The organism is Bradyrhizobium sp. USDA 3256, assembly GCF_054058275.1.
The window spans coordinates 46,142-71,817 of the sequence record NZ_JBSSAE010000002.1; the positions used below are offsets into that span (position 1 = coordinate 46,142).

The window sequence follows — 25,676 nt, forward strand, 5'->3', positions numbered from 1 at the left end:
GTTCCGCGCCAGCCAACCGAAACCCATAAAATCAAAGCGAAAGAGGATCGATGAAGGTTCTTGTGCCGGTAAAGCGGGTCGTCGACTACAACGTCAAGGTCCGCGTCAAGAGTGACGGGACGGGCGTGGAGCTCGCCAACGTCAAGATGTCGATGAACCCGTTCGACGAAATCGCCGTCGAGGAAGCGCTGCGGCTGAAGGAAGCCGGCAAGGCGACCGAAGTGGTGGTGGTGTCGATCGGACCGGCACAGGCCTCCGAGACCATTCGCACCGGACTTGCGATGGGCGCCGACCGCGGCATCCTGGTCAAGGCCGAAGGCAATGTCGAACCGCTCGCGGTTGCCAAGATCCTGAAGGCGCGTGGTCGAGGCGGAGCAGCCCGGCCTCGTCATTCTCGGCAAGCAGGCGATCGACGACGACTCGAACCAGACCGGCCAGATGCTGGCGGCGCTGCTCGGCTGGTCGCAGGCGACCTTCGCCTCCAAGCTCGAGGTCGAAGGATCCGACTTCAAGGTCACCCGCGAAGTCGACGGCGGCCTGCAGACCATCAAGCTCAAGGGCCCGGCGATCGTCACCACTGACCTGCGCCTCAACGAGCCGCGCTATGCGTCGCTGCCCAACATCATGAAGGCGAAGAAGAAGCCGATCGACGACAAGAGCGTCACTGACTACGGCGTCGATGTGACGCCGCGTCTGGAAGTGCTGAAGACCGCGGAACCGGCAGGCCGCAAGGCGGGCGTCAAGGTCAAGGACGTCGCCGAACTCGTGAACAAGCTCAAGACCGAAGCCGGGGTTCTCTGATGACGACGCTGTTGATTGCTGAACACGACCACGAGACGCTGAAGGACGCGACCAACAAGGCGCTGACCGCGGCGAGCCAGCTCGGCGGCGATGTCCATGTGCTGGTTGCCGGTGGCGGCCAGGGCACCAAGGCGGCGGCGGACGCGGCCGCCAAGCTTGCCGGCGTCACCAAGGTGCTGGTTGCCGAAGGCCCCGCCTATGAGCACGACCTTGCCGAGCCGCTGGCAGCGCTGATCGTCGCGCTGGCTCCTGGCTATGACGCGTTCGTCGCGCCCGCGACCTCGCGTTTCAAGAACGTGATGCCGCGCGTCGCGGCCTTGCTCGACGTCATGCAGGTCTCCGAGATCATCAAGGTCGTCGCCCCCGACACCTTCGAGCGGCCGATCTATGCCGGCAACGCGATCCAGACCGTGAAGTCGAAGGACGCCAAGAAGGTGATCACCGTGCGCACCTCGACCTTCGCGGCTGCCGGCGAGGGCGGCAGCGCTGCGATCGAGAACGCCGCTGCGGCCGCTGATCCCGGCCTGTCGACGTTCGTCGGCGAGGAAGTCGCCAAGAGCGACCGTCCCGAGCTGACCTCGGCCAAGATCATCGTCTCGGGCGGCCGCGCCATGCAGAGCCGCGAGAATTTCGCCAAGTACATCGAGCCGCTCGCCGACAAGCTCGGCGCCGGCGTCGGCGCCTCGCGCGCCGCGGTCGATGCCGGCTATGCGCCGAACGACTGGCAGGTCGGCCAGACCGGCAAGGTGGTGGCCCCGGAACTTTATGTCGCGGTCGGCATCTCCGGCGCGATCCAGCATCTGGCCGGCATGAAGGACTCCAAGGTGATCGTCGCCATCAACAAGGATGAGGACGCGCCGATCTTCCAGGTCGCCGATTACGGCCTGGTCGCCGACCTCTACCAGGCGGTTCCTGAGCTCACCGAAGCGCTCGGCAAGCTCGGAAAGTAAGCGACAAGACACCGGCCGGACGAGTAAGCTCCGGCCGGTGTTATTATTTTCGAGGCAATGATCCGGAAACGTTTTTCCGAAAGGATCATGCTCGACAGGGGAAAATGGGACCCGGATATGATGACCTGTCATCACATCATGGTCCCGGGAAACGTTTTCCGGCGGATTGGGCAACCCGGAAGGCTTTACTTCGGGTATCGTTGGAATTGGGCAGGCGCGATGTGCGCGCCGTTCCGGTGGATGACAAGATGACGGTGGCAATCAAAAAGGTCGGCGTGATCGGTTCGGGCCAGATGGGCAATGGCATTGCCCATGTGGCGGCGCTGGCCGGCTTCGACGTGGTGCTCAACGACGTGTCCGGCGACCGGCTGAAGTCGGCGCTGGCGACCATCAACGGCAATCTGACCCGGCAGGTCGCCAAGAAGGCGATCAGCGAGAGCGACCGCAAGCAGGCGCTCGACCGCATCGCCTCCGCCGAGTCGCTCGACGCGCTCGCCGATTGCGATCTCGTGATCGAGACAGCGATCGAGAAGGAAGAGACCAAGCGCAAGATCTTCCACGAGGTCTGCGCAGTGTTGAAGCCGGAGGCGATCGTCGCGACCAACTCGTCGTCGATCTCGATCACAAGGCTCGCCGCCTCGACCGACCGCCCGGAGAAATTCATCGGCATTCATTTCATGAATCCGGTGCCGGCGATGGAACTGGTCGAGTTGATCCGCGGTATCGCCACCGACGACATGACCTTCGACACCGCCAAGACGTTCGTCGCCAAGCTCGGCAAACAGGTCGCGGTGTCGGAAGATTTCCCAGCCTTCATCGTCAACCGCATCCTGTTGCCGATGATCAACGAGGCGATCTACACGCTGTATGAAGGCGTCGGCAACGTCGAGGCGATCGATGCCGCGATGAAGCTCGGCGCGCACCATCCGATGGGCCCGCTCGAGCTCGCCGATTTCATCGGCCTCGACACCTGCCTGTCGATCATGCAGGTGCTGCACGAGGGGCTGGCCGACTCCAAGTACCGGCCTTGTCCGCTGCTGGTGAAGTATGTCGAGGCCGGCTGGCTCGGACGCAAGAGCCAGCGCGGCTTCTACGACTATCGCGGCGACAAGCCGATCCCGACGCGGTAATCCATCCCGCCTTCAGGTCAGTGCCCGCAGCAGCGCAAGCGCCGCAGGCACCAGACCGATAATCATCGTCGCACTCGTTCCAAGTCCAAGCAGATGCGCCGCCAGCGCGAGGCGCTGGCTTTTTGCGTGAGACGTCATTGCAGCGCCGCGCAGGCGCGCTTCAGCCGCCTTGCGGCCTCCTCGATGGTCGATGACGGGTTGGCGAAGCTGAGGCGGATATAGGGCGACAGCCCGAGATCCTCGCCGGGAAACACCACCACATCGGACGCCTCGAGCAGATAGGCCGAGAAATCGCGGTCGGTCCGGATCACTCTGCCATCGGGCGCGCGCTTGCCGATCACGCCGGCGCAGCCGACCAGCAGATAGAAGGTGCCTTCGGGCGGCGTGCAGGACAGCCCGGCGCATCCGTTCACGAGTTCGGCAAAGCGGTCGCGCTTGGCGCGAAGGATGGCGGCGCGCTCGAGCAGCACATCCTGCGCGCCGTCGAGCGCGGCAACCGCCGCGGCCTGGCTGATCGACGACGCGCCGGACGTGGTCTGCGACTGGATCGTGACCATCGCGCGGATCAGCGCCGCGGGTCCGGCGGCATAGCCGATGCGCCATCCCATCATGGCGTAGCTCTTGGCGAGGCCGCTGACGATCAGCGTCCGCGGCTTCAGGCGCGGCTCGATTTCCGCAAGCGTCGGCGCGGGCGCGCCATTGAACACGATCTGCTCGTAGAGCCCGTCGGCCAGCACCCAGATGTCCGGATGCCGCAGCAGGACCGCGGCGATCTCGGACAGATCCTCACGCGAATACAGCGCGCCGGATGGGTTGACCGGATTGTTGACGATGATCCAGCGGGTTCGCGCCGAGATCGCCGCCCGCAGATCCTCCGCACGCAGCTTGAAGCCGTTGTTCTGCGCGCACGGCACCACCACCGGCTCCGCGCCGGCGAGCCGCACCTGATCGAGATAGGGCGCCCAATAGGGCGCGGAGATGATCACCTCGTCGCCGGGCGCCAGCGTCGCCAGCAGCGCGTTGAACAGCGCCTGCGTCGAGCCGTTGGTGATGACGATCTCGTCCAGACCATAGTCGAGATGACGGTCGCGCAGCAGCGCGGCCTGCACCGCCCGCTTCAGCTCCGGCGTGCCGTCGACATCGGTGTAACGGGTTTCGCCGCGCAATGCCGCTGCATGCGCCGCCGCGATCACATGGTCAGGTGTCGGGAAGTCCAGATTGCCCGACGACAGCTCGATGATGTCGCGCCCAGCCGCGCGCAGTTCGCGGGCGCGGCGGCGCAGCACCGATGCGGGCGATGCTGTGATGCCGCTCATGCGCGGCGAGAGGGTCGGTGCGGCGGTCATCGGACGTACTGCGCCTCACCGTTGCCGAACGACCAGTTCTCGGGGAGCACCTCGACCAGGTTGATGAAGATGTCCTCGGCGCGCAGGCCGGGGCTTTCGGTCAGCCGTTCGGCGATCCGTCGATAGAGCTTCTGCTTCTGCGCCACCGGGCGCGTATTGCTGACAGTGATCTGGATGATGATCAGATCATCGCTGCGCCTGATGCCGAGATAGTCGGCGCCATAGACGAAATCGTCGTCATCGTGCTCGGAGATCGTCATGAAGCGATCGCCTTCGGGCACGTCGAAGGTCTCGCGCATGGCGCGATAAAGGCTTTCGAGAACGGCCTTGCGGTAGGCGACGGGCTTGCCCCGTCGCAATGAAACGCGGGTCAGCGGCATGATGGTGGCTCTCCTGGTGGCGTCACGTGCTGCCGATCCTAGGGGCTCCTTGTTCATTGAAAAACGGTATGGTAAATTGTTTCAATGATTTCATATTTAAATGAATGACCATGAAGGCGCTCGACCTCGAGGCAGTCCAGGCCTTCGTCCTGGTGGCGGATCTCAGCAGCTTCACGCGCGCGGCGCAGGCGATGGAGACCACGCAGTCCGCGGTCAGCTTGAAGATCAGGCGGCTGGAGGACGGCCTCGGCCGACGGTTGCTGGAGCGAACGCCGCGGCAGGTTCGGCTGTCAGCCGAAGGTGCCGCTTTCCTCGGCGCCGCGCGCAATCTGGTGGCTGCGCATCAATCGGCGATCAGCTCGTTTGCCGTCGAGCATCGGCGATTGGTCGTCGGCATCAGCCACCACATCGTCGGATCGGAGCTCGCCTCGCTGCTGAAGCGGATGAGCAGCACCGATCCCGGGCTGGTGATTCAGCTGCACGTCGATACGTCGCGTTCGGTGCTCAGCGCATTCGACGACGGGAAGCTTGATGCTGCGATCGTGCTTCGTCACGACGCCAAGCGCCGCGATGGCGACGTGCTGTTCGAGGAAGCGTTCGGCTGGATGGCCGCGCCTGATTTTCACCATCGGCCGGGCGAGCCGTTGCGCCTCGCCACGCAAGCCGAGCCGTGCAGCGTGCGTGCCATGGCGGTTGAAGCGCTCGACGCCGCCGGTATCGCCTGGACCGAGGCATTCGTCGGCGGCGGGCTGTCGACGATCGGAGCTGCGATCTCCGCGGGCCTTGCGGTCGCAGCGCTGGCGCGCCGGGTCGCGCCCGCGGATACCGTTGACCTCGGGCCACGGCTTGGCTTGCCGCCGCTGCCGTCCCGTGACGTCATCCTGCACTCGAAGCTGTCAGATGCGCGGACACGGCAGGCGCTGCGTACCCTCGGCGCAGCCTTCGCGGCGAACGCGGCCTGAGACGCGGATCATCGCGCTGCCGGGAGCTTCGAGGCCGATGCGTCAGCCTGACGCGGCCATCGATTACCCAACCATTAACTTTCGCGCGATACCTCAAATCCCAGTTTTGGGAGTGCCGCGTATGGACATGATGAGCATGGTCACCAGCATCCTGTCGATGCAGCAGGGCAATCTGCAGGGTGAGATCGCGACCCGCGTGACCAAGCAGAACCTCGACGCCGAGAAGTTCGCGGTTCAGACCCTGCTCGGCACGCCTTCCACCGCGAATTTGTCGCCCGGCATCGGCGACAACCTCAACACCGTCGCCTGATCAGAACCCGGCTGCGGCCGGCTGCAGCGCGGCCTTCACCAGCTTGATCGCGTCGTCGCTCGCCCATTCGGCGGGACCGGCGATATTGGCGATCTCGCAGCCCTGGCCGTCGACCAGCACCGAGGTCGGCATGCCCAGCGCCTTGCCTATGTTCTTAAGATCCTGAAAGACCTTGGCTTTTTGGTCGCTGAAATAGCCGAGATTGGTCAGATTGGCCTCTTTCAGGAAGTTTTTCGGCTTGTCCGGGTCGCGGGTATCGATGTTGATTGCGACCACCTCGAAATCCTTGCCGCCGAGCTTGGTCTGCAGGCTGTCGAGCGCCGGCATTTCCTTGCGGCAGGGCACGCACCAGGTGGCCCACAAATTGACCAGCACGGTCTTGCCGCGCCAGTCCGAGAGCTTCTTTGGCTGGCCGTTGGCGTCCTCGAAGGCCAGGTCGGGCAGCCTCAGGGGGGTGGTCGCCATGGTCAGCGCCGCGACCTCGCCATGGGCGAGCGGGGCGATCTTCTTCGCCAGAGCCACCGCGCTGTTGCAGGCGATATCGCCCGCGGGATGCTTGAGGCTGGAGACCCCGACATAGCCGATCACGGCCCCGGCCAGCACGGCGCCGATCACCAGCGGGATGCGCCACTTGGCGGTCGGCCTGGCGGTCGGGTTGGGTGGGGTCGTCTCGGGCATATCGTTGTCTTCCTGGGTCGATGTGGCTAAGCAGTGCCGGGAATACGATCGGAACCGCCACGCTGTTTCGCCGCTCCGGCGAGTGCAACAGCTCGGCCTGAAATACAAATTCGTGAGCGAGATGTCATGAGCAACAAGATGTGGGGCGGCCGGTTCTCGGAGCGTCCCGACGCGATCATGGAGGAAATCAACGTCTCCATCGACGTCGACCGTCACCTTTATGCCCAGGACATTGCCGCGTCCAAGGCCCACGCCGCGATGCTCGCCGCGCAAGGCATCATCACCGCAGCTGATGCGAAAAATATCGGCAAAGGTCTAGACACGATTTTGTCAGAAATCGGCAAGGGCGATTTCGATTTCAAGCGCGCGCTCGAGGACATTCATATGAATGTCGAGTCGCGGCTGTCCGAATTGATCGGACCCGCGGCGGGCCGGCTGCACACCGCACGCTCGCGCAACGACCAGGTCGCGACCGATTTCCGCCTCTATGTCCGCGACACCATCGATGGGACCAATGCGGCGCTGGCCGCGTTCCAGCAGGCGCTGGTCGCCCGCGCGCTGGAGCATGCCGGCACGGTGATGCCGGGCTTCACCCATCTGCAGACCGCGCAGCCCGTGACCTTCGGTCATCACCTCCTGGCCTATGTCGAGATGGCCGGCCGTGACCGCGGCCGCTTCGCGGACGCGCGCAAGCGGCTGAACGAATCGCCGCTCGGAGCGGCCGCGCTCGCCGGCACCTCGTTTCCGATCGACCGCACTGCTACCGCCGAGGCGCTCGGCTTCGAGCGTCCGATGGCCAATTCGCTCGACGCGGTGTCCGACCGCGATTTCGTGCTGGAGACGCTGTCGGCGGCGGCGATCTGCGCGGTGCATATGTCGCGCTTCGCCGAGGAGATCGTGATCTGGACCTCGCCCTTGGTCGGCCTCGTCAAGCTCAGCGACAAGTTCACCACCGGCTCGTCGATCATGCCGCAGAAGCGCAATCCGGACGCGGCCGAGTTGGTCCGCGCCAAGACCGGCCGCGTGATCGGCGCGCTCACGGCGCTGCTGATCGTGATGAAGGGCCTGCCGCTCGCCTATCAAAAGGACATGCAGGAGGACAAGCAAGGCGCGATGGAGGCTTTCGAGGCACTGTCGCTGGCAATCCGCGCCATGACTGGCATGGTCGAGGACTTGGTGCCGGACGAGGCCAGGATGAAGGCCGCCGCCGGCGAGGGCTACGCCACCGCGACCGATCTTGCCGACTGGCTGGTACGCACCCTGAAAATGCCGTTCCGTGACGCCCACCACGTTACCGGGCGCATCGTCGGCCTGGCCTCGAAGCAGTGTGTGGCGCTGCACGAGCTGCCGCTCAAGGCCATGCAGGAGGTCGAGCCTGATATCACGGCCGACGCGCTGAAGGTGCTGAGCGTCGAATCCTCGGTGCGGAGCCGGACCTCGTTCGGCGGCACGGCGCCGAAGAATGTGATGGCGCAGGCCAAGGCCTGGGCCAAGCGGCTGGAAAAAGAGCGAAAATTGGGCTGAACCGGAAAATTTGGCCGTGATTTCATGGCGCTCCGCCTCTCGCCAGAGCACGGCAATGTTTGTATGGTGCCGCCCGAATTGGGGAATTCGTCGTGATTAGCAAGAACCGCCTGACCCCCTCGGGATGGGCCATCATTGTGCTGGGCGTATCAGCGCTGGCGCTCGGCGGCTGCGGCCGCAAGGGACCGCTCGACCTGCCGCCGACCGCGAACGTCGCGCCGGGCGCGGCACCGAGCGACACCGAGACCGAGCGGGCGGCGCAGCCCAGCGTGTTCAATCCGACCTATGGCTCGGAGGCCGCGCCGGCCGCGCCGCGAGGCAATAAACGGCCCTTCATCCTCGATCCGCTGCTCGGCAATTAATATCTCGAGCATGATCCGGAAAAGTGCGAAGCGGTTTTCCGAAAAGAATCATGTTCAAACAATCTAGCGTGTCATGAACCATTTCGACTATCGCAACGGCGTGCTGCATGCCGAGGCGGTCAATCTCATTGAGCTGGCAGAGGCCGTCGGCACGCCGTTCTATTGCTATTCGACCGCGACGCTGGAGCGCCACTACCGCGTCTTCACCGAAGCCTTCGCCGGCGAGAAGGCGCTGGTCTGCTATGCCATGAAGGCGAACTCCAACCAGTCGGTGCTGCGCACGCTGGCCAAGCTCGGCGCCGGCGCGGACGTGGTGTCCGGCGGCGAGTTGAAGCGGGCGCTGGCGGCCGGGATTCCGCCCTCGAAGATCGTGTTCTCCGGGGTAGGCAAGACCGAGGGCGAGCTGCGGGCCGCGCTTGCCACCGACATCCTCTGCATCAATATCGAGTCCGAGCCGGAACTCGAGATGCTGTCGCGTCTCGCGGTCGAGATGAAGAAGACGGCCCGCATCTCGGTGCGGGTCAATCCCGATGTCGATGCCGGCACCCATGCCAAGATCTCGACCGGCAAGTCGGAGAACAAGTTCGGCATTCCGATCGCCCGCGCCCGCGAGGTCTATGCCCGCGCGGCAAAGCTGCCGGGCATCAAAGTCACCGGCACCGATGTGCATATCGGCAGCCAGATCACCGATCTCGGGCCGCTGGAGGTTGCTTTCCGGCTGCTCGCGGAATTCGTGCAGACGCTGCGCGCCGACGGCCACGACATCTCGCATATTGATTTCGGCGGTGGCCTCGGCATTCCCTATTACATGGATCGCGCCGCGCCGCCGGCGCCGGACGCCTATGCGGCGATGGTCAAGCGCGTCACGCACAATCTCGGCTGCACGCTGATGTTCGAGCCGGGCCGCATGATCGTCGGAAATGCCGGCATCCTCGTCACCCGCGTGATCCATGTGAAGCCGGGCGATGCCAAGAATTTCGTCATCATCGACGCCGCGATGAACGACCTGATCCGGCCGACCCTGTATGAAGCGCATCACGACATTCTGCCGGTGCGTCAGCCCGCGGCCGGCACCCCGACCATGGTCGCGGATGTAGTCGGCCCGGTCTGTGAGACCGGCGATTACCTCGCGCTCGACCGCTCGCTGCCGCAGCCGAAGGCCGGCGATCTCCTGGCGATCATGACCGCCGGCGCCTACGGCGCGGTGCAATCCGGCACCTACAACACGCGGCCTCTGGTGCCGGAAGTGCTGGTCAAGGACGACCAGTACGCGGTGGTCCGCCCGCGCATCGACGTCGACGCCCTGATCGCGATGGACAAGCCGGCGCCGTGGCTGTGAGGCACTGGCGTGCCGCATCAATGGTGTCGTCCTGGCGAAGGCCAGCGCCCATAACCACCGCTCTTGATCGTTGCAGTGAGCTGGGGCCCCGGCTCAGCTAACCACGAACGCCTGTGGTTATGGGTCGCGCTTCGCTTGCCCGGGACGACAGTGCCAATTTGTCGACGGCCTTTACTTCGCGGCGTGACTACCGCCTTTACCGCCGCCGCCGACGATCACGCCCGCGGCCTTCTCGATCGGCTTGATTGCCGCGGTGAAGTCCGACTCCGGTCCCTCGTCGCGGATGACGACTTCCCAGAGCCGGCCGACCGCTTCGGCGACTTCCATCGACAGCCCGAGCGCGCGCATCTCCTCGACGGCGAGCCGCACGTCCTTCACCATCAAGCCGGTGGCGAAGCCGAAGTCGAAGCTGCGCGGTAACACCGAGCGCGGAAACTTGTCGCGGCTCGCGGTGTTCAGCCCGGAGCCGGCATTGATGACGTCGATCATCACGGCCGGATCGAGCCCGGACTTGACGCCCATCACAACAGCCTCCGAGGTCGCCACCATTGCGGTCGCCGACAGGAAGTTGTTGGCGAGCTTCATGGTCTGGCCGGAGCCCGGCTTGGTGCCGATGAAGAACACCTTGCCGATGACGTCGAGCGCGCCCTTCACCAGCTCGAAATCGGCGCGCGGGCCCGACACCATCACCGCTAGCGTGCCCTTCTCGGCGCCGGCGACGCCGCCGGAGACCGGGCTGTCGATCTGCACGATGTTCTTCTTGGCCAACAGCTCGTGGATCTTCACCGCCATCCGCGAGCCGACGGTGGAGAGGTCGATGAAGCGTTTGACGCGCGTGCCCTCGATCACGCCGCCCGCGCCGGTCGCCACCTCGAGCGAGGCCTGCAGCGAAGGCAGGCTCGCCATCACGGTCTCGACGCGGTCGGCGATGTCCTTGGGCGAGGTTGCGGCCACCGCGCCGAGCGCAACCAGCCTGTCGAGCGCGTCCTTGCTGGTGTCGAACACGGTGAGCTTGTGGCCGGCCTCGATCAGTCGGCGCGCCATCGGGAAGCCCATCTTCCCGAGGCCGATGAATCCGATTTCCATGAGTCGTTTCCTCTATGTCGTTATGTGCGGAGCCGCGCACCCCACATTCGCTGTCGTCCCGGCGAAGGCCGGGACCCATTACCACCGCGGTTGATTGCTGTGCTCCGCTGGAGCCCCAGCGTGTTCCCACCACGAAGGCCTGTGGTTATGGGTCCTGGCTTTCGCCAGGACGACATTGCGTGTGAGGCAGCAGCGTCTCACGCCTTGTTGTCGAGTTCGGCGAACACCTCGCGCGCGATGCGGAAGCTGTCGACGCCGGCCGGGATGCCGGCATAGATCGAGACCTGCATGAAGATCTCGCGGATTTCGTCGCGGGACACGCCGTTGGTCAGCGCGCCCTTGATGTGGGCCTTCAATTCGTGCGGCCGGTTCAGGATCGAGATCATGGCGAGGTTGAGCATGCTGCGGGTCTTGCGCGGCAGTTCCTCGCGGCCCCAGACCGCGCCCCAACAATATTCGGTGACGAGTTCCTGGAATGGCTTGTTGAAGCTGTCCGAATTCTTCAGCGCATTGTTGACATAGGCTTCGCCCAGCACCGCCTTGCGGATTTCGAGCCCCTTGTCGTGCGTTTTTTGGTCCATATCGCGTTCCTCATGCGTTAATGCGATGGTTCGGCCGCGACGTTACGGGGTCGAACCGCCGCAGTCACGCCTTCGTGTTATGCGTATTTCCCGGTGTGGGTTACGCCCTGGAACGGGTGCCTCAAAGCCGCCGCCGTGCTAGGCTGACCTGCCGGCTACCCCGGAGATTTTATTGAGCGGAGCCAACATCGAGCCCTCTGACCCGTCACGCGCCGTCCACGACAGCGATGCGGTCGCGCGGCTGAAACTGACAGAGGCTCTGCAGCGGGCAAGGTTCGCGATTGGGTGGGAACGAGCCTGGCCGCATCTGGCGCGGTTCCTGACGGTCGCAGGATTGTTCCTGGTCGCGTCCTGGGCCGGGCTGTGGCTGGTGCTGCCGTTTGTCGCACGCGTGGCCGGCGCCGGCCTGTTCGCGATTGCCGCGCTCGTGGCGCTGTCGCCGCTGGTGCGCTTCCGCTGGCCGAGCCGCGAGGAGGGCCTGAGCCGGCTCGACCGCGGCGCCGGCATTCGCCATCGCCCGGCGACCACGCTCTCCGACACGCTTACCAACAAGGACCCGTTTGCGCTGGCGCTGTGGCAGGCGCAGCGCGAGCGCACGCTGGCCTCGATCAAGCGCATCCGCGCCGGGCTGCCGCGGCCGCGCGTCTCGCTGCACGACCCCTGGGCGCTGCGCGCGCTGGTGATCGTGATGCTGGTCGCGAGCTATGTCGCCGCCGGCGACGAGCGCGGCCTGCGGGTTGCCTCGGCATTCGACTGGAACGGCATCATGGCGCCGGCCAATGTCCGGGTCGATGCCTGGGTGACGCCGCCGAACTACACCGGCAAGCCGCCGATCATCCTGTCCAACGCCAACAAGGACGCCAACGCGGCGGACACCACCCCGCTCGCGGTTCCGGCCGGCAGCACACTCCTGGTGCGCTCCAGCGGCGGCAGCATCGACGTCGTCGTCGGTGGCGGCGTTGCCGAGGTCGCGCCGGACGGGCAGGCGCCGAAGGGCACCAACGAGCGGCATTTCAAGATCACCGGCGACGGCACCGCGCATGTCCGTGCGCCGGCCGGCCAGCCTCAGTGGAAATTCACCGCGACGCCGGACCGCCCGCCGTCGATTGCGCTCGCCAAGGATCCGGAGCGGCAGGCGCGCGGCGCGCTGCAGATGTCCTACCGGCTCGAGGACGACTACGGCGTCAGCGAAGCGCGCGCGCAATTCGCGGTGCGGCCGACCGATGCGCCGAAGGAGGCTGACGGCAAGAAGGATGCCGACGGCAAGGCGGCGCAGCCGCGGCCGCTGTTCGAGCCGCCGCAATTCGCGCTGGTGCTGCCGAATGCGCGCACCCGCAACGGCGTCGGCCAGACCGTGAAGGACCTCAGCGAAGACCCCTATGCCGGCGCCGACGTGACCCTGACGCTGACGGCCAAGGACGAGGCCGGCAATGAAGGCAAGAGCGAGCCGTTCAACATGCGGCTGCCGGAGCGCCTGTTCACCAAGCCGCTGGCGCGCGCGCTGATCGAACAGCGCCGTATCCTGGCGCTCGACGCCAACCAGAACGGCCAGGTATTCGCCGCGCTCGAGGCGCTGATGATCGCGCCCGAAATGTTCATGCCGGAGACCGGCTATTACCTTGGCCTGCACACCGTGAGCCGGCAGCTCGAGGCGGCGCGCACCGACGACCAATTGCGCGAGGTGGTCGCCAGCCTGTGGTCACTCGCCGTCACCATCGAGGACGGCAACATCTCGGACGTCGACAAGGCGCTGCGCGCGGCGCAGGACGCGCTCAAGCAGGCGCTGGAGCGCGGCGCGACCGACGAGGAGATCAAGAAGCTCACCGACAATCTGCGCGCGGCGCTGGACAATTTCCTGCGCCAGATGGTCGAGCAGTTCCGCAACAATCCGCAGCAGCTCGCGCGGCCGCTCGATCCCAATGCCAAGGTGCTGAGCCAGCAGGATCTCAAGAACATGCTCGATCGCATGGAGCGGCTGTCACGCTCCGGCGACAAGGATGCGGCGCGGCAGCTGCTCGAGCAGATGCAGCAGATGCTGGAAAACCTGCAGATGGCGCAGCCCAATCAGGGCGACGACGACATGCAGCAGTCGCTCAACGAGCTCGGCGACATGATCCGCAAGCAGCAGCAATTGCGCGACAAGACCTTCAAGCAGGGCCAGGATTCCCGCCGCGACCGCATGCGCGGCAAGCAGGGCGAGCAGTCGATGGGCGACCTGCAGCAGGACCAGCAGGCGCTGCGCGACCGCTTGAAGAAGCTGCAGGAAGAGCTCGCCAAGCGCGGCATGGGACCGGACCAGCGCGGCCAGAAAGGCCAGGGTCAGAAGGGCGATCAGGCGCAGCAGGGCGATCAAGGCGGCGACCAGGGCGATGACGGCGACGGGCTCGACCAGGCCGATTCCGCGATGGGCGATGCCTCCGGGCGGCTCGGCGAGGGCAATGCCGACGGCGCGGTGGATTCGCAGGGCCGTGCGCTGGACGCGCTGCGCAAGGGCGCCCAGAGCCTCGCCGACGCGATGCAGCAGGGCGACGGCGACCAGCCGGGCGACAGCCCCGGCAACCGCGCCGGCCGCCAGCAGAGCGGCGGCAACCAGACCGATCCGCTCGGCCGCCCGTTGCATGGCCGCGAATTCGGCGACGACTACACGGTGAAGATCCCCGGCGAGATCGACGTGCAGCGCGTCCGCCGCATCCTCGAAGAGCTGCGCCGCCGCCTCGCCGATCCGTCGCGGCCGCAGATCGAGCTCGACTACATCGAGCGGCTGCTAAAGGATTATTGAGGTCTGCACCTCGTCCTCGACTGTCGTCAGCCGCGAAAGCTGGTGACAGCGTTCAAGAGACATCAGCGCCTTAATCGAACGGCCGTGGCAACCTGGATGCCGCGCTTTCGCGGGCATGACGCGGAATCCGCACGACGGTCGTAAGCCGGCAGACGTCAGCTTCTGCGGGCAACGCGCCTCGCGTTCCGATCGGTGTGGTCGGGTCCGCGGGAGGCGCCGGTTTCGCACAATTTCTTTAAAATTGTCGAGTTCCCGTTGGTGCGCATTTAAGTCGCTTGCGTCACCTTACTTCTGAAAATTGGCAAGCGTCTCAGGAGAGCACATGAGGCACAGCCGTTTATTCATTGCTTCGTCATACCGGCCATTGGGTATTACTCGCCGGCACCAACATCAGACCCGCTTGGTTCGACAATTCGTTCGGGACCAGTCGGGCAGCTATGTGATCATTTCAGCGCTGCTCATGCCGGTCCTGGTCGGCACGGCAGGGCTCGGTACCGAAGTGGGGTGGTGGTACTACAAACATAAGAACATGCAGAGTGCCGCCGACTCTGGCGCGGTAAGCGCCGCAACGGCGGCAAGTGCAGGCGCCGACCTTTTGTCCGAAGCCAATGCGGTCACGGCAAACTACGGTTACGCGAACGGGGCGAACAACGTCACGGTCACGGTGAATCAACCGCCGAAGACCGGCAGTCAGACGTCGAACCTGCAGGCGATCGAAGTCATCGTGAGCCAACCGCAACAGCGGTTGCTGTCGGCCCTGTTCGGCTCGGCCCCGGTGCCGGTCACCGCGCGCGCGGTCGCCCTGCCGAATTCCGGGACGGGCTGCGTACTTGCGCTCAACGCCAGCGCCAGCCCCGCCGTCAATGTGAGCGGCAGCAACCAGCTCAACTTGATCAAGTGCAATCTCTATAGCAACTCGAGCGCAAGCCCATCGCTCAACGTGGCCGGCAGTGCGGCGGTCTCCGCGAATCTGGTCGGGGTTGTCGGCGAGGTCTCCGGCGCGAGCAACATCACGGCCACCAACGGCATCAAGACGCACATCCGGCCGATCGCCGATCCGTATGCCAACGTCTCACCCCCATCGGAGCCGAGCTGCACGAACGCCAAGATCACGGTCAATTCCAACGGAAAGACAAACTCGCTCAGTCCCGGCTGCTATAAGGGCAACATAACGGTCAATGCAGGTGCCACCCTGAGCCTTGATCCAGGTATCTATTATCTGGACGGCGCCAATTTGAGCGTCGCGGGAAACGCAACGATCACGGGCAGCGGCGTGACCCTGGTGTTTACGGGCTCGGGCAGCAACTGGGGCACCGCTTCAATCGGCAGCAACGCGATTATCGATCTGACGGCGCCGACCTCCGGCGCAACGAAGGGTATCGTCATGTATGGCGATCGCAACATGCCGGTCGGCACCGCCTTTAATCTTACGGGTGGCGCCACCCAGAACTTCGGCGGTGCCATCTACCTACCTAGGGCCAACCTCAGCTTCAGCGGTGGCAACGGTACGAGCACATCATGCACCAAGATCATTGTGGATACCTTGACGCTCTCCGGCACGTCGAACCTTCAGGTCAATTGTTCGGCGCTCGGCACCGCGACGATAGGCACGCAAACCGCGCAACTCATCGAGTGAGGTTGGCTCCGATGCAAATCCAGAGATCCTCATCCAACAGCCGTGGTCGATTGGTTTTCTCCCTGACGCGGCTTGTGCGCACCGCCGTTCACGACAGGGGCGGCGTCGCGGCCATCGAATTCGGCATCATGATCCCGTTGTTGTCCCTGATGGTCGTCTCGGTAACCGACATCGGACTCGCGCTCTATCGCAAGATGCAGGTCGAGAATGCCGCGCAGGCGGGAGCGCAATACGCCATCGTGCGCGGCTTTGACGAGACCGGCGTCACCAGCGCCGTAACAGCCGCCACGAATTCCACAGCCATCAATGCTTCGCCCAAGCCGTACCAGTTTTGCGGGTGCCCGACCAGTTCGGGGGTCAGCACCGTCAGTTGCGGTGCGGTCTGCCCCGGCGGCGCGCAGGCCGGAACATATGCGATGGTTTCGGCGCAAGGGACGTACTACACGCTGATCAATTATCAGATTGTGGCAGCCACATACACCTATAGCGCCCAGTCCACTGCGAGGCTGCAGTGAAACTCACACCGCTATGGCGGGACGATCGAGGGGCCTCCGCGCTGGAATTCGCCCTGACCGCTCCCGTGTTCTTCCTGTTCATATTCGGCATCGTCGAATTCGGACTGCTGTTCTGGACTCAGCTCGGGCTGCAGCACGGCACCGAAATGGCGGCGCGTTGCGCGACCGTCAACAGCACGCTCTGTCCAAGCGGCAGCGCCATCACGAATTACGCCGCGCAGCAGGCATACGGCCTCACGCTCCCAGCGCAGACATTCAGCTATTCCACGTCAGCCTGCGGCAACATCGTCAGCGCGAGTTATTCATTTCAATTTGCACAGTTTCTCAATCTGTCCCCGGTGACGCTGACCGCCCGGGCATGCTTTCCGAGTTGAACTCGTAACCCTAGCCGGCCTTCCGCGCCGCCAGCGCGTCCGCGACTGCGGTGCGGATATCGGCCACCGAGAACGGTTTCGTCACCACGTCATGCACGATCGCTTCGAGGCCGGAGGCGCGTTCGCGCTGATGGGCGAAGCCGGTCATCAGCAGGATCTTCAGCGCAGGGAAGTCGCGCGCCGCGGTCAGCGCCAGCGCGATGCCGTCCATCACGGGCATCTGGATGTCGGTGAGCAGAAGGTCGAACGCGCCTTCGTCGCGCGTCAGCACCTCCAGCGCCTCGGCGCCGTCCTGCGCGGTCACGGTTTCGTGGCCGTCCATGGCGATGGCGCGCGCCACCAGCGAGCGCATTGAGTCTTCGTCGTCGGCGATCAGAACACGCGTCATGGTGATTGGTCGGTTCCCGATAGAGTTGGCCGGCGGCTCACGCGCGGCCGCCGGTGAGATCACGCTTGTTGAAGAAGCGTACGTCGATATTGCGGCCTTCGGGCGGCGGCGAGGCGAGGCGCGACTTGAAGAAGGCCCGCTCGCCGGGATTGAGCAACGGCTGCTCCAGCACGGCGTTCCAGGCATAGATTTCGGCGCCCTGGGCGTCGCGGACCGAGAAGCGCAGCCGAGGCAATTCGACCGGCTTCCTGGTCTGGCCGACGATCATGCCCTCGATCACCAGCACCGGCTTGCCGTCCACGGTCTCGTTGGTGATCTTGAGATCCTTGAAGGCGAGCCCGCGCAAATTCACGTCGAGTCCGGCCATCTTGTAGAACAGCGCGGTCTGCGGCAGCAGCCGCACCACGTCGTTGCGCCAGACGAACAGCGCGATGATCAGCGCGGCCATGGCGCCGCAGGTGGTCGGCAGGGCGCCGATCACGGGCATGAACGGAATTCGGGGCAGGGCGGGCAGCCGGAACAGGCGAGGAAGCCGGGGCAGGCGGAAGCGGCCCCTGGTTCCCGCGTCCCCGGCGTCGGCATGGGCCGCGGCATCCGCCTCGGCCAGCGCCGGCCATTCCGTGGCGGCGTCGCTGCCCTCGGCGGGCAAATCGGCCGAAATTGAGGGGCTCTCGACCATCGGGGTCGCGTCAGCCTCCTCCCGGCCCATGGCCTCCCATTCGGCGGCGAGGTCGGATCCGGCGGCCTGATAGGCCAGAGTGGGCGCGGTCGCCCCGATGGCGTCCTCTGGCCGGGCCAGCCAGACCTCCCGGCAGCGGGAACAACGGACGGTACGTCCGGCCTCGCCAAGGGTGGCCGGATTGATGGCGTAGGATGTTGTACAATGCGGGCAAACAATATGCATGGAGGCCGAATCTCCACCGTGTGGATGCCCGGATGCTACTTAGCGACCGTTAACGAATCGGAAACCATAATCGAAGCACAAGCTTTCTGTGCGGTTCGCGGGCGCTCGGCCGGGGGTCGGGCCGTCTTCGCCGTCGGTGTGGGGTATCGGGCCATCGGCCCTCTCGAACGGAGCTAGCGCATTGGTTCGGTTCGAAAATGTCGGTCTGCGCTACGGGCTCGGCCCGGAGATTTTGCGCGACCTCTCGTTCATGATCCCGGCGCACTCGTTCCAGTTCCTCACCGGGCCGTCGGGCGCGGGCAAGACCTCGCTGCTGCGGCTGTTGTTCCTGTCGTTGCGGCCGACCCGTGGGCTGGTCAATCTGTTCGGCAAGGACGTCTCGCTGCTGAGCAAGGATCAGGTCGCCGACCTGCGCAAGCGGATCGGCATCGTGCTGCAGGATTTTCGCCTGCTCGATCACATGACCACCTATGAGAACGTCGCGCTGCCGTTCCGCGTGATGGGCCGCGAGGAATCGAGCTATCGCCGCGAGGTGATTGATCTCTTGAAATGGGTCGGCCTCGGCGAGCGCATGGATGCGCTGCCGCCGATCCTGTCGGGCGGCGAGAAGCAGCGCGCCGCGATCGCGCGCGCGGTGATCTCGCGGCCGCAACTGCTGTTGGCGGACGAGCCGACCGGCAGCGTCGATCCGACACTCGGGCGCCGCCTGCTGCGGCTGTTCATCGAGCTCAACAAATCCGGCACCGCGGTCATCATCGCGACCCACGACATCACGCTGATGGATCAATACGAGGCGAGGCGGCTGGTGCTGCATCAGGGACGGCTGCACATCTATGAATAGGAGCGGCGACGAGAAAGTGTCGTTGGTCGATCTCGGGCGCGAGCGCCCGCAGGTCCCGGCCACCGCGCGCAACATGTCGCCGATCGTGCCGCGCGCCTCGATCTCGGGCCGTGCACTGGTCGCGGTCGTCGCGATCATGACCTTCCTCGCCTCGCTGACGACAGGCACCGTGCTGCTCGTCAGCGCATCGGCCGCCGAATGGCAGTCGGAAGTGTCGAGCGAGATCACCATCCAGGTGCGCCCCTCGCCGGGCCGCGATCTCGATCGCGACGCGCAGGCTGCGGTGGAGGCGATGCGGGCGCAGCCCGGCATTCTCGAGGTCCGTCCGTTCAGCAAGGAGGAATCCGCCAAGCTGCTTGAGCCGTGGCTCGGCAGCGGGCTCTCGATCGACGAACTGCCGGTGCCGCGCGTCATCGTGGCGCGGGTGCAGCCCGGCACCACGCTCGATCTCGCCGGCTTGCGCGCGCGGGTGACGCAGGCGGCGCCGACCGCAAGCGTCGACGATCACCGCGCCTGGATCGAGCGCATGCGCTCGATGACCGGCGCCACGATGTTCGCCGGCGTCGGCATCCTCATCCTCGTGATCATCGCAACCATCATCTCGGTGTCGTTTGCGACCCGCGGCGCGATGGCCGCCAACCGCCCGATCGTCGAGGTGCTGCATTTCGTCGGCGCCGGCGACAGCTTCATCGCCAACCGCTTCCTGCGGCATTTCCTTCGGCTCGGCCTCCAAGGCGGGCTGATCGGTGGCGGTGCGGCGATGCTGGCGTTCGGCTTCTCCGAGTCGATCGCCAACTGGTTCTCCGGCACGCCGGTGGGCGACCAGTTCGCGGCCCTGCTCGGCACGTTCTCGCTGCGTCCGTCGGGCTATCTGGTGCTGGCGATGCAGGCGGTGCTGATCGCGGCGATCACCGCGTGGGCATCGCGGCGCACCCTGTTTGCCACGCTCGACGACATCGACTGACGGCGCCGCGAAACTCGAAATCGTGGCGCTGCCTCGTGATCGCATTTCGTCGCCCAAGTGTGATTTCGCGCGCGTGCACGCGGCACTGGTCCCGCGGAAAACCGGTTTCCACTTTTCCGGATCATGCTTTAAAATCCCCGGGGGGAAGGATAACCGCATCACATGAGTTTGCAGTCCGACGATACGTCGCCGAATGGCTTTGCCGCGCGCCCGCGCGGCTGGCTGCGCGCCGTCATCGTCGCGCTGCTGGCGGTTGCCTTCGTCGCCGCGGCGGTCGGCTTTGTCGGCTTCCTCTCGCAATTGCGCGGCGTCGAGACCGCCCCGCCGCAAAATGCCGACGGCATCGTGGTGCTGACCGGCGGCTCGTCGCGGGTGTCCGACGCCATGGAACTGTTGGCTGCCGGTTACGGCAAGCGTTTGCTGATCTCGGGCGTACATCCGACCAACGACGCCAGCGACATTTCCCGCTCTGTGCCGGACAGCAAGGGGCTGATGAGCTGCTGCGTCGATCTCGACCGCTCGGCGCTGAACACCCGCAGCAACGCGGCGGAGACGCGGCGCTGGGCGCGCGAGCGCGGCTTCAAGTCGCTGATCGTGGTGACCTCGAACTACCACATGCCGCGGGCGATCGTGGAACTGTCACATGCGATGCCCGACGTGACGCTGATCCCGTTCGCCGTGGTCGGCGACAAATGGCGCGACGAGCCGTGGTGGACGAGTGGCGCAACGTTCCGTCTCTTGCTATCGGAATACGCCAAATATGTCGCCGCGGAGATGCGGGTGCGGCTGGCCGATCTCGGTCTCGACCTGACCTCCGAGCTCGCCGAGCCGGCTGCCGCGCCACGCCGCCCGGCGACGGCGCAGGCGAATTGATGTATCAGGCACCGTCATTCCGGGGCGATGCGCAGCATCGAACCCGGAATCTCGAGATTCCGGGTCTGGTGCTGACGCACCATCCCGGAATGACGGTGTAAAGGATAGTGTTGAGAGAATGACTTCGATCTTCCTGCGCTCGCTGATCTTCAACGTGCTGTTCTATCTCGTGCTGGTGGCGCTCTGCATTATCGCGCTGCCGGCGCTGCTGCTGCCGCGGGGGGCGTTGATGGCGCTCGAAGCCGCGTGGGCCAACATCAGCCTGTTCCTGATGCGCGTGATCTGCAACATCCGGATCGAGTTTCGCGGGATCGAGAAGATTCCGGTCGGGCCGTTGATCGTCGCCTCGAAGCACCAGTCGTTCTGGGAGACGTTCGCGCTGGTGCGCTTCTTCGAGCATCCGCTGTTCATCCTCAAGCGCGAGCTGATGATGATCCCGGTGTTCGGCTGGTACCTCAAGAAGGTCGGCATGATCTCGGTCGAGCGCGGCGGCGGCCCGCGCTCGCTGATCAAGACGCTGAAGCGCGCCGCGGCCGAGGTGAAGCTCGGCCGGCAGCTCGTGATCTTTCCGGAAGGCACCCGTACCGCACCGGGGGCGCCGCCGAACTACAAGGCCGGCGTCGCGCAGATCTATGCCGAGAGCGGCGTGCCGTGCCTGCCGATCGCGCTCAATTCCGGGCTGTTCTGGCCGCGCCGCACCTTCATGCGCTATCCGGGCACGCTGGTGGTCGAATTCCTCGACCCGCTGCCGCCGGGATTGCCGCGGGATGAGTTCATGACCCGCTTGCGCGACCAGATCGAAACCGCCACCACCCGCATCGTCGAGGCCGGCCGCGCCGAGCAGGCGAAATTGTTCGGCGTTGTGCCGAACACGGCGAAAGGGTAGGGCGCAGCACAAGCCTTGGTGCGGTTGCTGCCGGGAATTTCGTGACCGCGTTTCGTCGGTCCTTACAGAAATCGTCATGCCCGGGCTTGTCCCGGGCATCCACGTTTTTGGTTTGGCCCGAAGCAAGACGTGGATGGCCGGGCACAGGCAAGCCGAAGCGACGCCGTCCTTCGGACGGCTGTGCCCGGCCCATGACGATGCGGAGAGTTACCGTATCGCGAACGGGGTCGCCACTACTGACCGGCCGCCGCGTCGGTGTTGAAGGTCTCGCCTTGCGGCACCCAACTCTTGCCGTCGAATGTCGCTATCTGCATCTGCGTGAACGGCGCATAGCGGTCCGGCCGCGTCGAGATGGCGATGCCGGGCAGCAGCAGCGGCGCGACCACCTTGTTGAGGTTGGTTGCCTGCTTCAGCAAATTCTCGCGCGTCAGATCATCGCCGCACATCTCGATGACCTTCACCGTCATATAGGCCGAGATGTAGCCGGTGACATTGCTGCCGTCGGCGATGTCGCCCTGCGGGTACCACTTTGCCAGGAAATCCTTGAACTCCTTCACGTCGGCCGCGTTCTCCCAGGTGGGATCGGTCGGCGTTTTGAACGCGAGCGCGGTCAATAATCCCTTCGAAGCTTCTATGCCCGCCGGCTCCATGACGCCCTTGATCGATGAGGAGACGCTGACCACGTAATTCAGCGGTTTCCATCCGAGCTCGTAGACCTTGCGTATCGCCTGCGCGCCGAACTTGGGCGTCGCCATCGTGAACAGCGTGTCGGCGCCGGAGGCTTTCAGCGAGACGATCTGCGAATCGACCGTGGGATCGGAGACCTCGTAGGTCACTTCCTTGACGATCATCGTCTTCGCCTTGTCGCCGAGGCCATCCTTCAGCCCCTTGACGTAATCCTTTCCGGCATCATCGTTCTGCGAGAACACACCGAGCTTCGCGTCGGGCTTGTTCTTCAACAGATATTTGGCGAAGATCATGCCCTCCATCTGGTAGGGCGGATAAAGCTGGGTGGTCCACGGGAAGTTCTTCGGGTCGTCCCATTTTGCCGCGCCCGTCGAAATGAAGATCTGCGGGACCTTCTTCTGGTTCAGATATTTCTGGATCGCTGAATTGGTCGGCGTGCCGATGGTACCGATGATCGCCAGCACCTCGTCCTGTTCGACGAGGCGCCGCGTCTGCTCCACGGTCTTGGGCGGCGAATAGGCATCGTCGAGTGAAATCAGCTTGATCTTTCGGCCGTTCACGCCGCCCTTCGCGTTGATCATCGCGTAGTAGGCTTCTTCGAGACGCCCCTGGGTGCCGTAGGCGGACGCCGGGCCGCTATAGGGCATGGTCTGGCCGATCTTCACCTCGCTATCGGTGACGCCGGGGCCGTATTTCTTGTCGGCGAGGGCAGGCTGGGCGGCGGCAAGCATGAGCGCGCAGAACACTGCGCGCGAGTAACGAAACGTCAAGGCGAATCTCCCCAAGTATCGGCCACGCTCTTCGGCGTGTGCCCTAGACGCTCATGATCGCTGCTCCACCCTGCACGTCAAGTGCGACAGCTCGGCGCGCGGGTGCCGTCGTACCTCTGTCCGTCCGGGAGCGGTGAAGCAAGCGATGTCAGTGCCGAAAACTCACCACATCACGAACGGGTTCGCCGGCACGTCCGTCGCGGTCGAGATCCAGACGATCTTGGTCTCCTGATATTCGCGGACCGCGTCGATGCCGCTTTCGCGGCCGACGCCGGGCTTCATGCCGCCGAACGGCATCATGGAGCTGGTCGCACTGATTTAGCCGCGCTTTCTTTGCCCTGCTTCAGGATGGCGTAGCGCGTCGACGACCACCTTGAATGCGGCCGAGTTCTGCCGGGATGTCGGGTAGTAGATAAAGTAGCCCTCGAACTTCGGCGACCAGTCGTCGAGCACCACGACGAGCTCGCCCGACTGGACGTGTTGCGCCACCAAGTCCTCAGGAACGTAGGCGATGCCGAAACCCTTCAGGGCGGCATCGATCATGGCGCGAGAGTCATTGAAGGTCACTTGCCCCTCGACGCGCGCCCGGAGTTCGGCGCCGTTCTTGGCGAACTCCCACACGTAGTGACCACCCGCCGCCTGACGTCGCTTGATGCAGATGTGCTTGATGAGATCTTTCGGATGCCTTGGTTTGGGGTGCTCTTTCAAATAGGTGGGAGAGGCGACCGCGACCAGCCGCCAGTCCGGGCCGATCCGCACCGCGATCATGTCTTTCTCCACGCTCTCACCGAGACGGATTCCAGCATCGAAGCCGTCCTTGACGATGTTGCGGAACCCGGTGTCGAGACTGAACTCGACCTTGATGTCAGGATATTTTTTCAGGACCGACGACAGCCTCGGCCAGACGGCCTTTTCCAGCGCATGGTCCGAGAGCGTGATCCGGATGGTGCCGGATGGCGTGTCGCGCAGCGACATCAGTGCCGCGATGTCACGCTCGATTTCCTCGATGCGCGGCGCCAGTGACTGCTGAAGACGCTCGCCCGCTTCGGTCAGACCGACGCTGCGCGTCGTGCGCGTGAGCAGCCGCAGGCCCATCTGGGATTCAAGGCGCTTGATCGTATGGCTGAGTGTCGATTGCACGATGCCCAGTTTCTCCGCGGCCCTGGTGAAGCTGCGTTCGCGGGCGACGGCCACGAAGGCCAGTAAGTCATTGAAATCCCGGCTTGCCATGGCCCGTCAATATTCATGGCCTAGGTCGATTAATGCAAGCGAATTATGGCAGCTAATCGAACACCGTGGCGGGCTCTATGTGTTGCTGTGAACAGCGCCAACTGGGCGCTTCTCTGAACATGGATGCCCGATGGACGCCACGATCAATCAAAAGACAACGCAGCCAATGGCCGCATGGAGCGCCGTCTTCGCGATGACGCTGTGCGCCTCGACCCTCATCGCGTCCGAGTGGATGCCGGTGAGCCTGCTCACGCCGATCGCAACAGGTCTTGAGTTGACCGAAGGACAGGCCGGGCAAGCCATTTCCGTGTCCGGCTTCTTCGCAATCCTGACCAGTCTTTTCATCTCGGCCGCAACGCGTGGCGTCGACCGGCGCACCGTCTTGTTGTGGCTGACCAGTGTCATGCTGATCTCCGGCGTCGTTGTCGCGTTCGCGCCCAATTATACGGTCTTCATGGCAGGGCGCGCGCTTGTCGGGATGGTCGTTGGCGGATTCTGGTCGATGTCCGCCGCAACGATGATCCGCATCGTGCCGGGCAAGGACGTGCCGCGCGCGCTGGCGGTTCTCAATGGCGGCAATGCCCTCGCGACGACGATTGCCGCGCCGCTCGGCAGCTTTCTCGGTCAGTATATCGGCTGGCGCGGCGCGTTCTTTTGCGTGGTGCCGATCGCGGCGCTGACCTTGTTTTGGCAATTCGTCACGCTCCCCAGGATGCCGAGCCGTGAGCGGGCGAGTGCGGCAGCGGCATTCAAGGTGCTGCGCCGGCCTGGAGTTCCCTACGGCATGCTCGCAGCGGCGCTGTTTTTCCTCGGGCAATTCGCACTTTTCACGTATTTACGGCCATTCTTCGAAACGGTAACGCGCGTCGATGTCACGACGATCTCGGCACTGTTGCTTGTGATGGGCGTCGCGGGTCTGATCGGCACTGCACTGATCGGTGTAGTCATCCGCGATCGCCTCTATACGTTCCTCGTATTGATGCCGTTCGCAATGGCCGTAATTGCCGTTGCCCTGATCGCGACGGGTTCGTCACTGGGCGCCACGGCGGCGCTGATGTTCCTGTGGGGCTTCATCGGCACGGCTGCACCCGTTGGCTGGTGGACCTGGCTGAGCAAGGCCTTGCCCGACGACGCGGAAGCAGGCGGCGGGCTGATGGTCGCGGTGGTCCAACTGGCGATCACGGCAGGTGCTGCGGGTGGCGGCGTGCTTTTCGACAGCAGCGGCTATCAGGCCACTTTTCTGTTCAGCGCCGTCATCCTCGCGCTGTCGTCGTTGGTGATTTTGGTCGGAGCACGCCGTCGCAAGGCCGACGCGCAATGCGCTTCTTGTTCGTCGGCAAGTCGGGCTGTGTGACGCAGCGTCCTCGCGGGATTTCCCCA

General features: G+C 64.7%; 27 protein-coding genes and 1 pseudogene. 17 read left to right on the forward strand and 11 right to left on the reverse strand.

Going from position 1 to position 25,676, the window contains the following annotated elements:
• Positions 1 to 50 precede the first annotated feature (50 nt).
• The 3 genes and pseudogenes from ACVWY5_RS01830 (at position 51) to ACVWY5_RS01840 (ending at position 2,881) form a co-directional block, all read left to right on the forward strand.
• Positions 51 to 801 (forward strand): annotated as a pseudogene (locus tag ACVWY5_RS01830) (electron transfer flavoprotein subunit beta/FixA family protein).
• On the forward strand, positions 801 to 1,751 hold the full coding sequence (locus tag ACVWY5_RS01835) for an electron transfer flavoprotein subunit alpha/FixB family protein (RefSeq protein ID WP_028333620.1): 951 nt from the start codon (positions 801 to 803) through the stop codon (positions 1,749 to 1,751). The pseudogene ACVWY5_RS01830 and the gene ACVWY5_RS01835 overlap by 1 nt, the downstream one beginning before the upstream one ends.
• A 248-nt stretch (positions 1,752 to 1,999) precedes the next feature.
• Positions 2,000 to 2,881 (forward strand): 3-hydroxybutyryl-CoA dehydrogenase, encoded by an 882-nt coding sequence (locus tag ACVWY5_RS01840; RefSeq protein ID WP_028333619.1) that lies wholly within the window; start codon positions 2,000 to 2,002, stop codon positions 2,879 to 2,881.
• A 12-nt stretch (positions 2,882 to 2,893) separates the two neighbouring features.
• On the opposite strand, the gene ACVWY5_RS01845 is transcribed toward ACVWY5_RS01840, so the two are convergent.
• From ACVWY5_RS01845 to ACVWY5_RS01855, 3 genes are read right to left on the reverse strand one after another with little or no spacing between them, the layout of a single operon-like run.
• Positions 2,894 to 3,019, reverse strand: coding sequence for a hypothetical protein (locus ACVWY5_RS01845; RefSeq protein WP_283809412.1), 126 nt, complete (start codon positions 3,017 to 3,019; stop codon positions 2,894 to 2,896).
• Positions 3,016 to 4,227, reverse strand: a complete 1,212-nt coding sequence (locus tag ACVWY5_RS01850) for a pyridoxal phosphate-dependent aminotransferase (RefSeq protein ID WP_038377381.1) — start codon at positions 4,225 to 4,227, stop codon at positions 3,016 to 3,018. The genes ACVWY5_RS01845 and ACVWY5_RS01850 overlap by 4 nt, the downstream gene beginning before the upstream one ends.
• Positions 4,224 to 4,607, reverse strand: a complete 384-nt coding sequence (locus ACVWY5_RS01855) for a tautomerase family protein (protein WP_028333617.1) — start codon at positions 4,605 to 4,607, stop codon at positions 4,224 to 4,226. Before ACVWY5_RS01855 ends, ACVWY5_RS01850 begins: the two co-directional genes overlap by 4 nt.
• 110 nt (positions 4,608 to 4,717) lie before the next feature.
• Between ACVWY5_RS01855 and ACVWY5_RS01860 the strand changes: the two genes are divergently transcribed.
• Together ACVWY5_RS01860 and ACVWY5_RS01865 are read left to right on the forward strand one after the other, a co-directional pair.
• On the forward strand, positions 4,718 to 5,569 hold the full coding sequence (locus ACVWY5_RS01860) for a LysR family transcriptional regulator (protein WP_028333616.1): 852 nt from the start codon (positions 4,718 to 4,720) through the stop codon (positions 5,567 to 5,569).
• 121 nt (positions 5,570 to 5,690) lie between these two features.
• Positions 5,691 to 5,879 carry a putative motility protein gene (locus ACVWY5_RS01865; protein ID WP_028333615.1) on the forward strand — a complete coding sequence of 63 codons (189 nt, stop codon included), beginning with the start codon at positions 5,691 to 5,693 and terminating at the stop codon, positions 5,877 to 5,879.
• On the opposite strand, the gene tlpA is transcribed toward ACVWY5_RS01865, so the two are convergent.
• Positions 5,880 to 6,557 (reverse strand): thiol:disulfide interchange protein TlpA, encoded by a 678-nt coding sequence (tlpA, locus tag ACVWY5_RS01870; RefSeq protein ID WP_028333614.1) that lies wholly within the window; start codon positions 6,555 to 6,557, stop codon positions 5,880 to 5,882. It abuts the gene before it with no gap.
• Positions 6,558 to 6,683: 126 nt separating this feature from the next.
• Here tlpA and argH point away from each other — a divergent pair, with 126 nt between their 5' ends.
• The 3 genes from argH (at position 6,684) to lysA (ending at position 9,782) form a co-directional block, all read left to right on the forward strand.
• A complete protein-coding gene (gene argH, locus ACVWY5_RS01875; protein WP_028333613.1) occupies positions 6,684 to 8,081 on the forward strand; it encodes an argininosuccinate lyase in 1,398 nt (465 codons plus the stop codon).
• A 92-nt stretch (positions 8,082 to 8,173) separates the two neighbouring features.
• The gene (gene lptM, locus ACVWY5_RS01880; protein WP_028333612.1) at positions 8,174 to 8,443 is read left to right on the forward strand and encodes an LPS translocon maturation chaperone LptM; all 270 of its coding nucleotides are present in this window, start codon (positions 8,174 to 8,176) and stop codon (positions 8,441 to 8,443) included.
• 73 nt (positions 8,444 to 8,516) lie between these two features.
• Complete coding sequence (lysA, locus tag ACVWY5_RS01885; RefSeq protein ID WP_028333611.1) at positions 8,517 to 9,782, forward strand: diaminopimelate decarboxylase; 1,266 nt, start codon at positions 8,517 to 8,519, stop codon at positions 9,780 to 9,782.
• A 171-nt stretch (positions 9,783 to 9,953) separates the two neighbouring features.
• Here the strand turns inward: lysA and ACVWY5_RS01890 are convergent, their stop codons facing one another.
• Positions 9,954 to 10,868 carry an NAD(P)-dependent oxidoreductase gene (locus ACVWY5_RS01890; RefSeq protein ID WP_028333610.1) on the reverse strand — a complete coding sequence of 305 codons (915 nt, stop codon included), beginning with the start codon at positions 10,866 to 10,868 and terminating at the stop codon, positions 9,954 to 9,956.
• A gap of 197 nt (positions 10,869 to 11,065) precedes the next feature.
• Positions 11,066 to 11,449 (reverse strand): carboxymuconolactone decarboxylase family protein, encoded by a 384-nt coding sequence (locus ACVWY5_RS01895; protein ID WP_018268955.1) that lies wholly within the window; start codon positions 11,447 to 11,449, stop codon positions 11,066 to 11,068.
• A gap of 172 nt (positions 11,450 to 11,621) precedes the next feature.
• On the opposite strand from ACVWY5_RS01895, the gene ACVWY5_RS01900 reads away from it, so the two are divergent.
• The 4 genes from ACVWY5_RS01900 (at position 11,622) to ACVWY5_RS01915 (ending at position 16,753) form a co-directional block, all read left to right on the forward strand.
• Entirely contained in the window at positions 11,622 to 14,228 is a 2,607-nt protein-coding gene (locus tag ACVWY5_RS01900) for a TIGR02302 family protein (RefSeq protein WP_028333609.1), read from the forward strand.
• Between the two features lie 322 nt (positions 14,229 to 14,550).
• Positions 14,551 to 15,864 (forward strand): TadE/TadG family type IV pilus assembly protein, encoded by a 1,314-nt coding sequence (locus tag ACVWY5_RS01905; protein WP_244482308.1) that lies wholly within the window; start codon positions 14,551 to 14,553, stop codon positions 15,862 to 15,864.
• An 11-nt stretch (positions 15,865 to 15,875) separates the two neighbouring features.
• On the forward strand, positions 15,876 to 16,379 hold the full coding sequence (locus tag ACVWY5_RS01910) for a TadE/TadG family type IV pilus assembly protein (protein WP_244482307.1): 504 nt from the start codon (positions 15,876 to 15,878) through the stop codon (positions 16,377 to 16,379).
• Positions 16,376 to 16,753 (forward strand): TadE/TadG family type IV pilus assembly protein, encoded by a 378-nt coding sequence (locus ACVWY5_RS01915; protein ID WP_244482305.1) that lies wholly within the window; start codon positions 16,376 to 16,378, stop codon positions 16,751 to 16,753. Before ACVWY5_RS01910 ends, ACVWY5_RS01915 begins: the two co-directional genes overlap by 4 nt.
• A gap of 10 nt (positions 16,754 to 16,763) precedes the next feature.
• Here the strand turns inward: ACVWY5_RS01915 and ACVWY5_RS01920 are convergent, their stop codons facing one another.
• Positions 16,764 to 17,141, reverse strand: a complete 378-nt coding sequence (locus ACVWY5_RS01920) for a response regulator (RefSeq protein WP_016845302.1) — start codon at positions 17,139 to 17,141, stop codon at positions 16,764 to 16,766.
• A gap of 37 nt (positions 17,142 to 17,178) precedes the next feature.
• Positions 17,179 to 18,045 (reverse strand): MJ0042-type zinc finger domain-containing protein, encoded by an 867-nt coding sequence (locus tag ACVWY5_RS01925; RefSeq protein WP_028333605.1) that lies wholly within the window; start codon positions 18,043 to 18,045, stop codon positions 17,179 to 17,181.
• 181 nt (positions 18,046 to 18,226) lie between these two features.
• Between ACVWY5_RS01925 and ftsE the strand changes: the two genes are divergently transcribed.
• The 4 genes from ftsE to ACVWY5_RS01945 all read left to right on the forward strand — a co-directional run bounded on the left by ftsE (position 18,227) and on the right by ACVWY5_RS01945 (position 21,609).
• Complete coding sequence (gene ftsE / locus ACVWY5_RS01930; RefSeq protein WP_016845305.1) at positions 18,227 to 18,886, forward strand: cell division ATP-binding protein FtsE; 660 nt, start codon at positions 18,227 to 18,229, stop codon at positions 18,884 to 18,886.
• Complete coding sequence (locus ACVWY5_RS01935; protein ID WP_028333604.1) at positions 18,879 to 19,850, forward strand: cell division protein FtsX; 972 nt, start codon at positions 18,879 to 18,881, stop codon at positions 19,848 to 19,850. Before ftsE ends, ACVWY5_RS01935 begins: the two co-directional genes overlap by 8 nt.
• 162 nt (positions 19,851 to 20,012) lie before the next feature.
• Positions 20,013 to 20,723, forward strand: coding sequence for a YdcF family protein (locus ACVWY5_RS01940; protein ID WP_028333603.1), 711 nt, complete (start codon positions 20,013 to 20,015; stop codon positions 20,721 to 20,723).
• 118 nt (positions 20,724 to 20,841) lie between these two features.
• Positions 20,842 to 21,609 carry a lysophospholipid acyltransferase family protein gene (locus ACVWY5_RS01945; RefSeq protein ID WP_028333602.1) on the forward strand — a complete coding sequence of 256 codons (768 nt, stop codon included), beginning with the start codon at positions 20,842 to 20,844 and terminating at the stop codon, positions 21,607 to 21,609.
• Between the two features lie 233 nt (positions 21,610 to 21,842).
• On the opposite strand, the gene ACVWY5_RS01950 is transcribed toward ACVWY5_RS01945, so the two are convergent.
• The 3 genes from ACVWY5_RS01950 to ACVWY5_RS01960 form a co-directional block, all read right to left on the reverse strand.
• Entirely contained in the window at positions 21,843 to 23,027 is a 1,185-nt protein-coding gene (locus tag ACVWY5_RS01950; RefSeq protein WP_321176751.1) for an ABC transporter substrate-binding protein, read from the reverse strand.
• 201 nt (positions 23,028 to 23,228) lie between these two features.
• A complete protein-coding gene (locus tag ACVWY5_RS01955; protein WP_317249681.1) occupies positions 23,229 to 23,366 on the reverse strand; it encodes a hypothetical protein in 138 nt (45 codons plus the stop codon).
• Positions 23,367 to 23,384: 18 nt separating this feature from the next.
• Positions 23,385 to 24,296 carry a LysR family transcriptional regulator gene (locus tag ACVWY5_RS01960; protein WP_028333600.1) on the reverse strand — a complete coding sequence of 304 codons (912 nt, stop codon included), beginning with the start codon at positions 24,294 to 24,296 and terminating at the stop codon, positions 23,385 to 23,387.
• A 130-nt stretch (positions 24,297 to 24,426) separates the two neighbouring features.
• Between ACVWY5_RS01960 and ACVWY5_RS01965 the strand changes: the two genes are divergently transcribed.
• On the forward strand, positions 24,427 to 25,650 hold the full coding sequence (locus ACVWY5_RS01965) for an MFS transporter (RefSeq protein ID WP_051376101.1): 1,224 nt from the start codon (positions 24,427 to 24,429) through the stop codon (positions 25,648 to 25,650).
• The last annotated feature ends 26 nt before the right edge of the window (positions 25,651 to 25,676 follow it).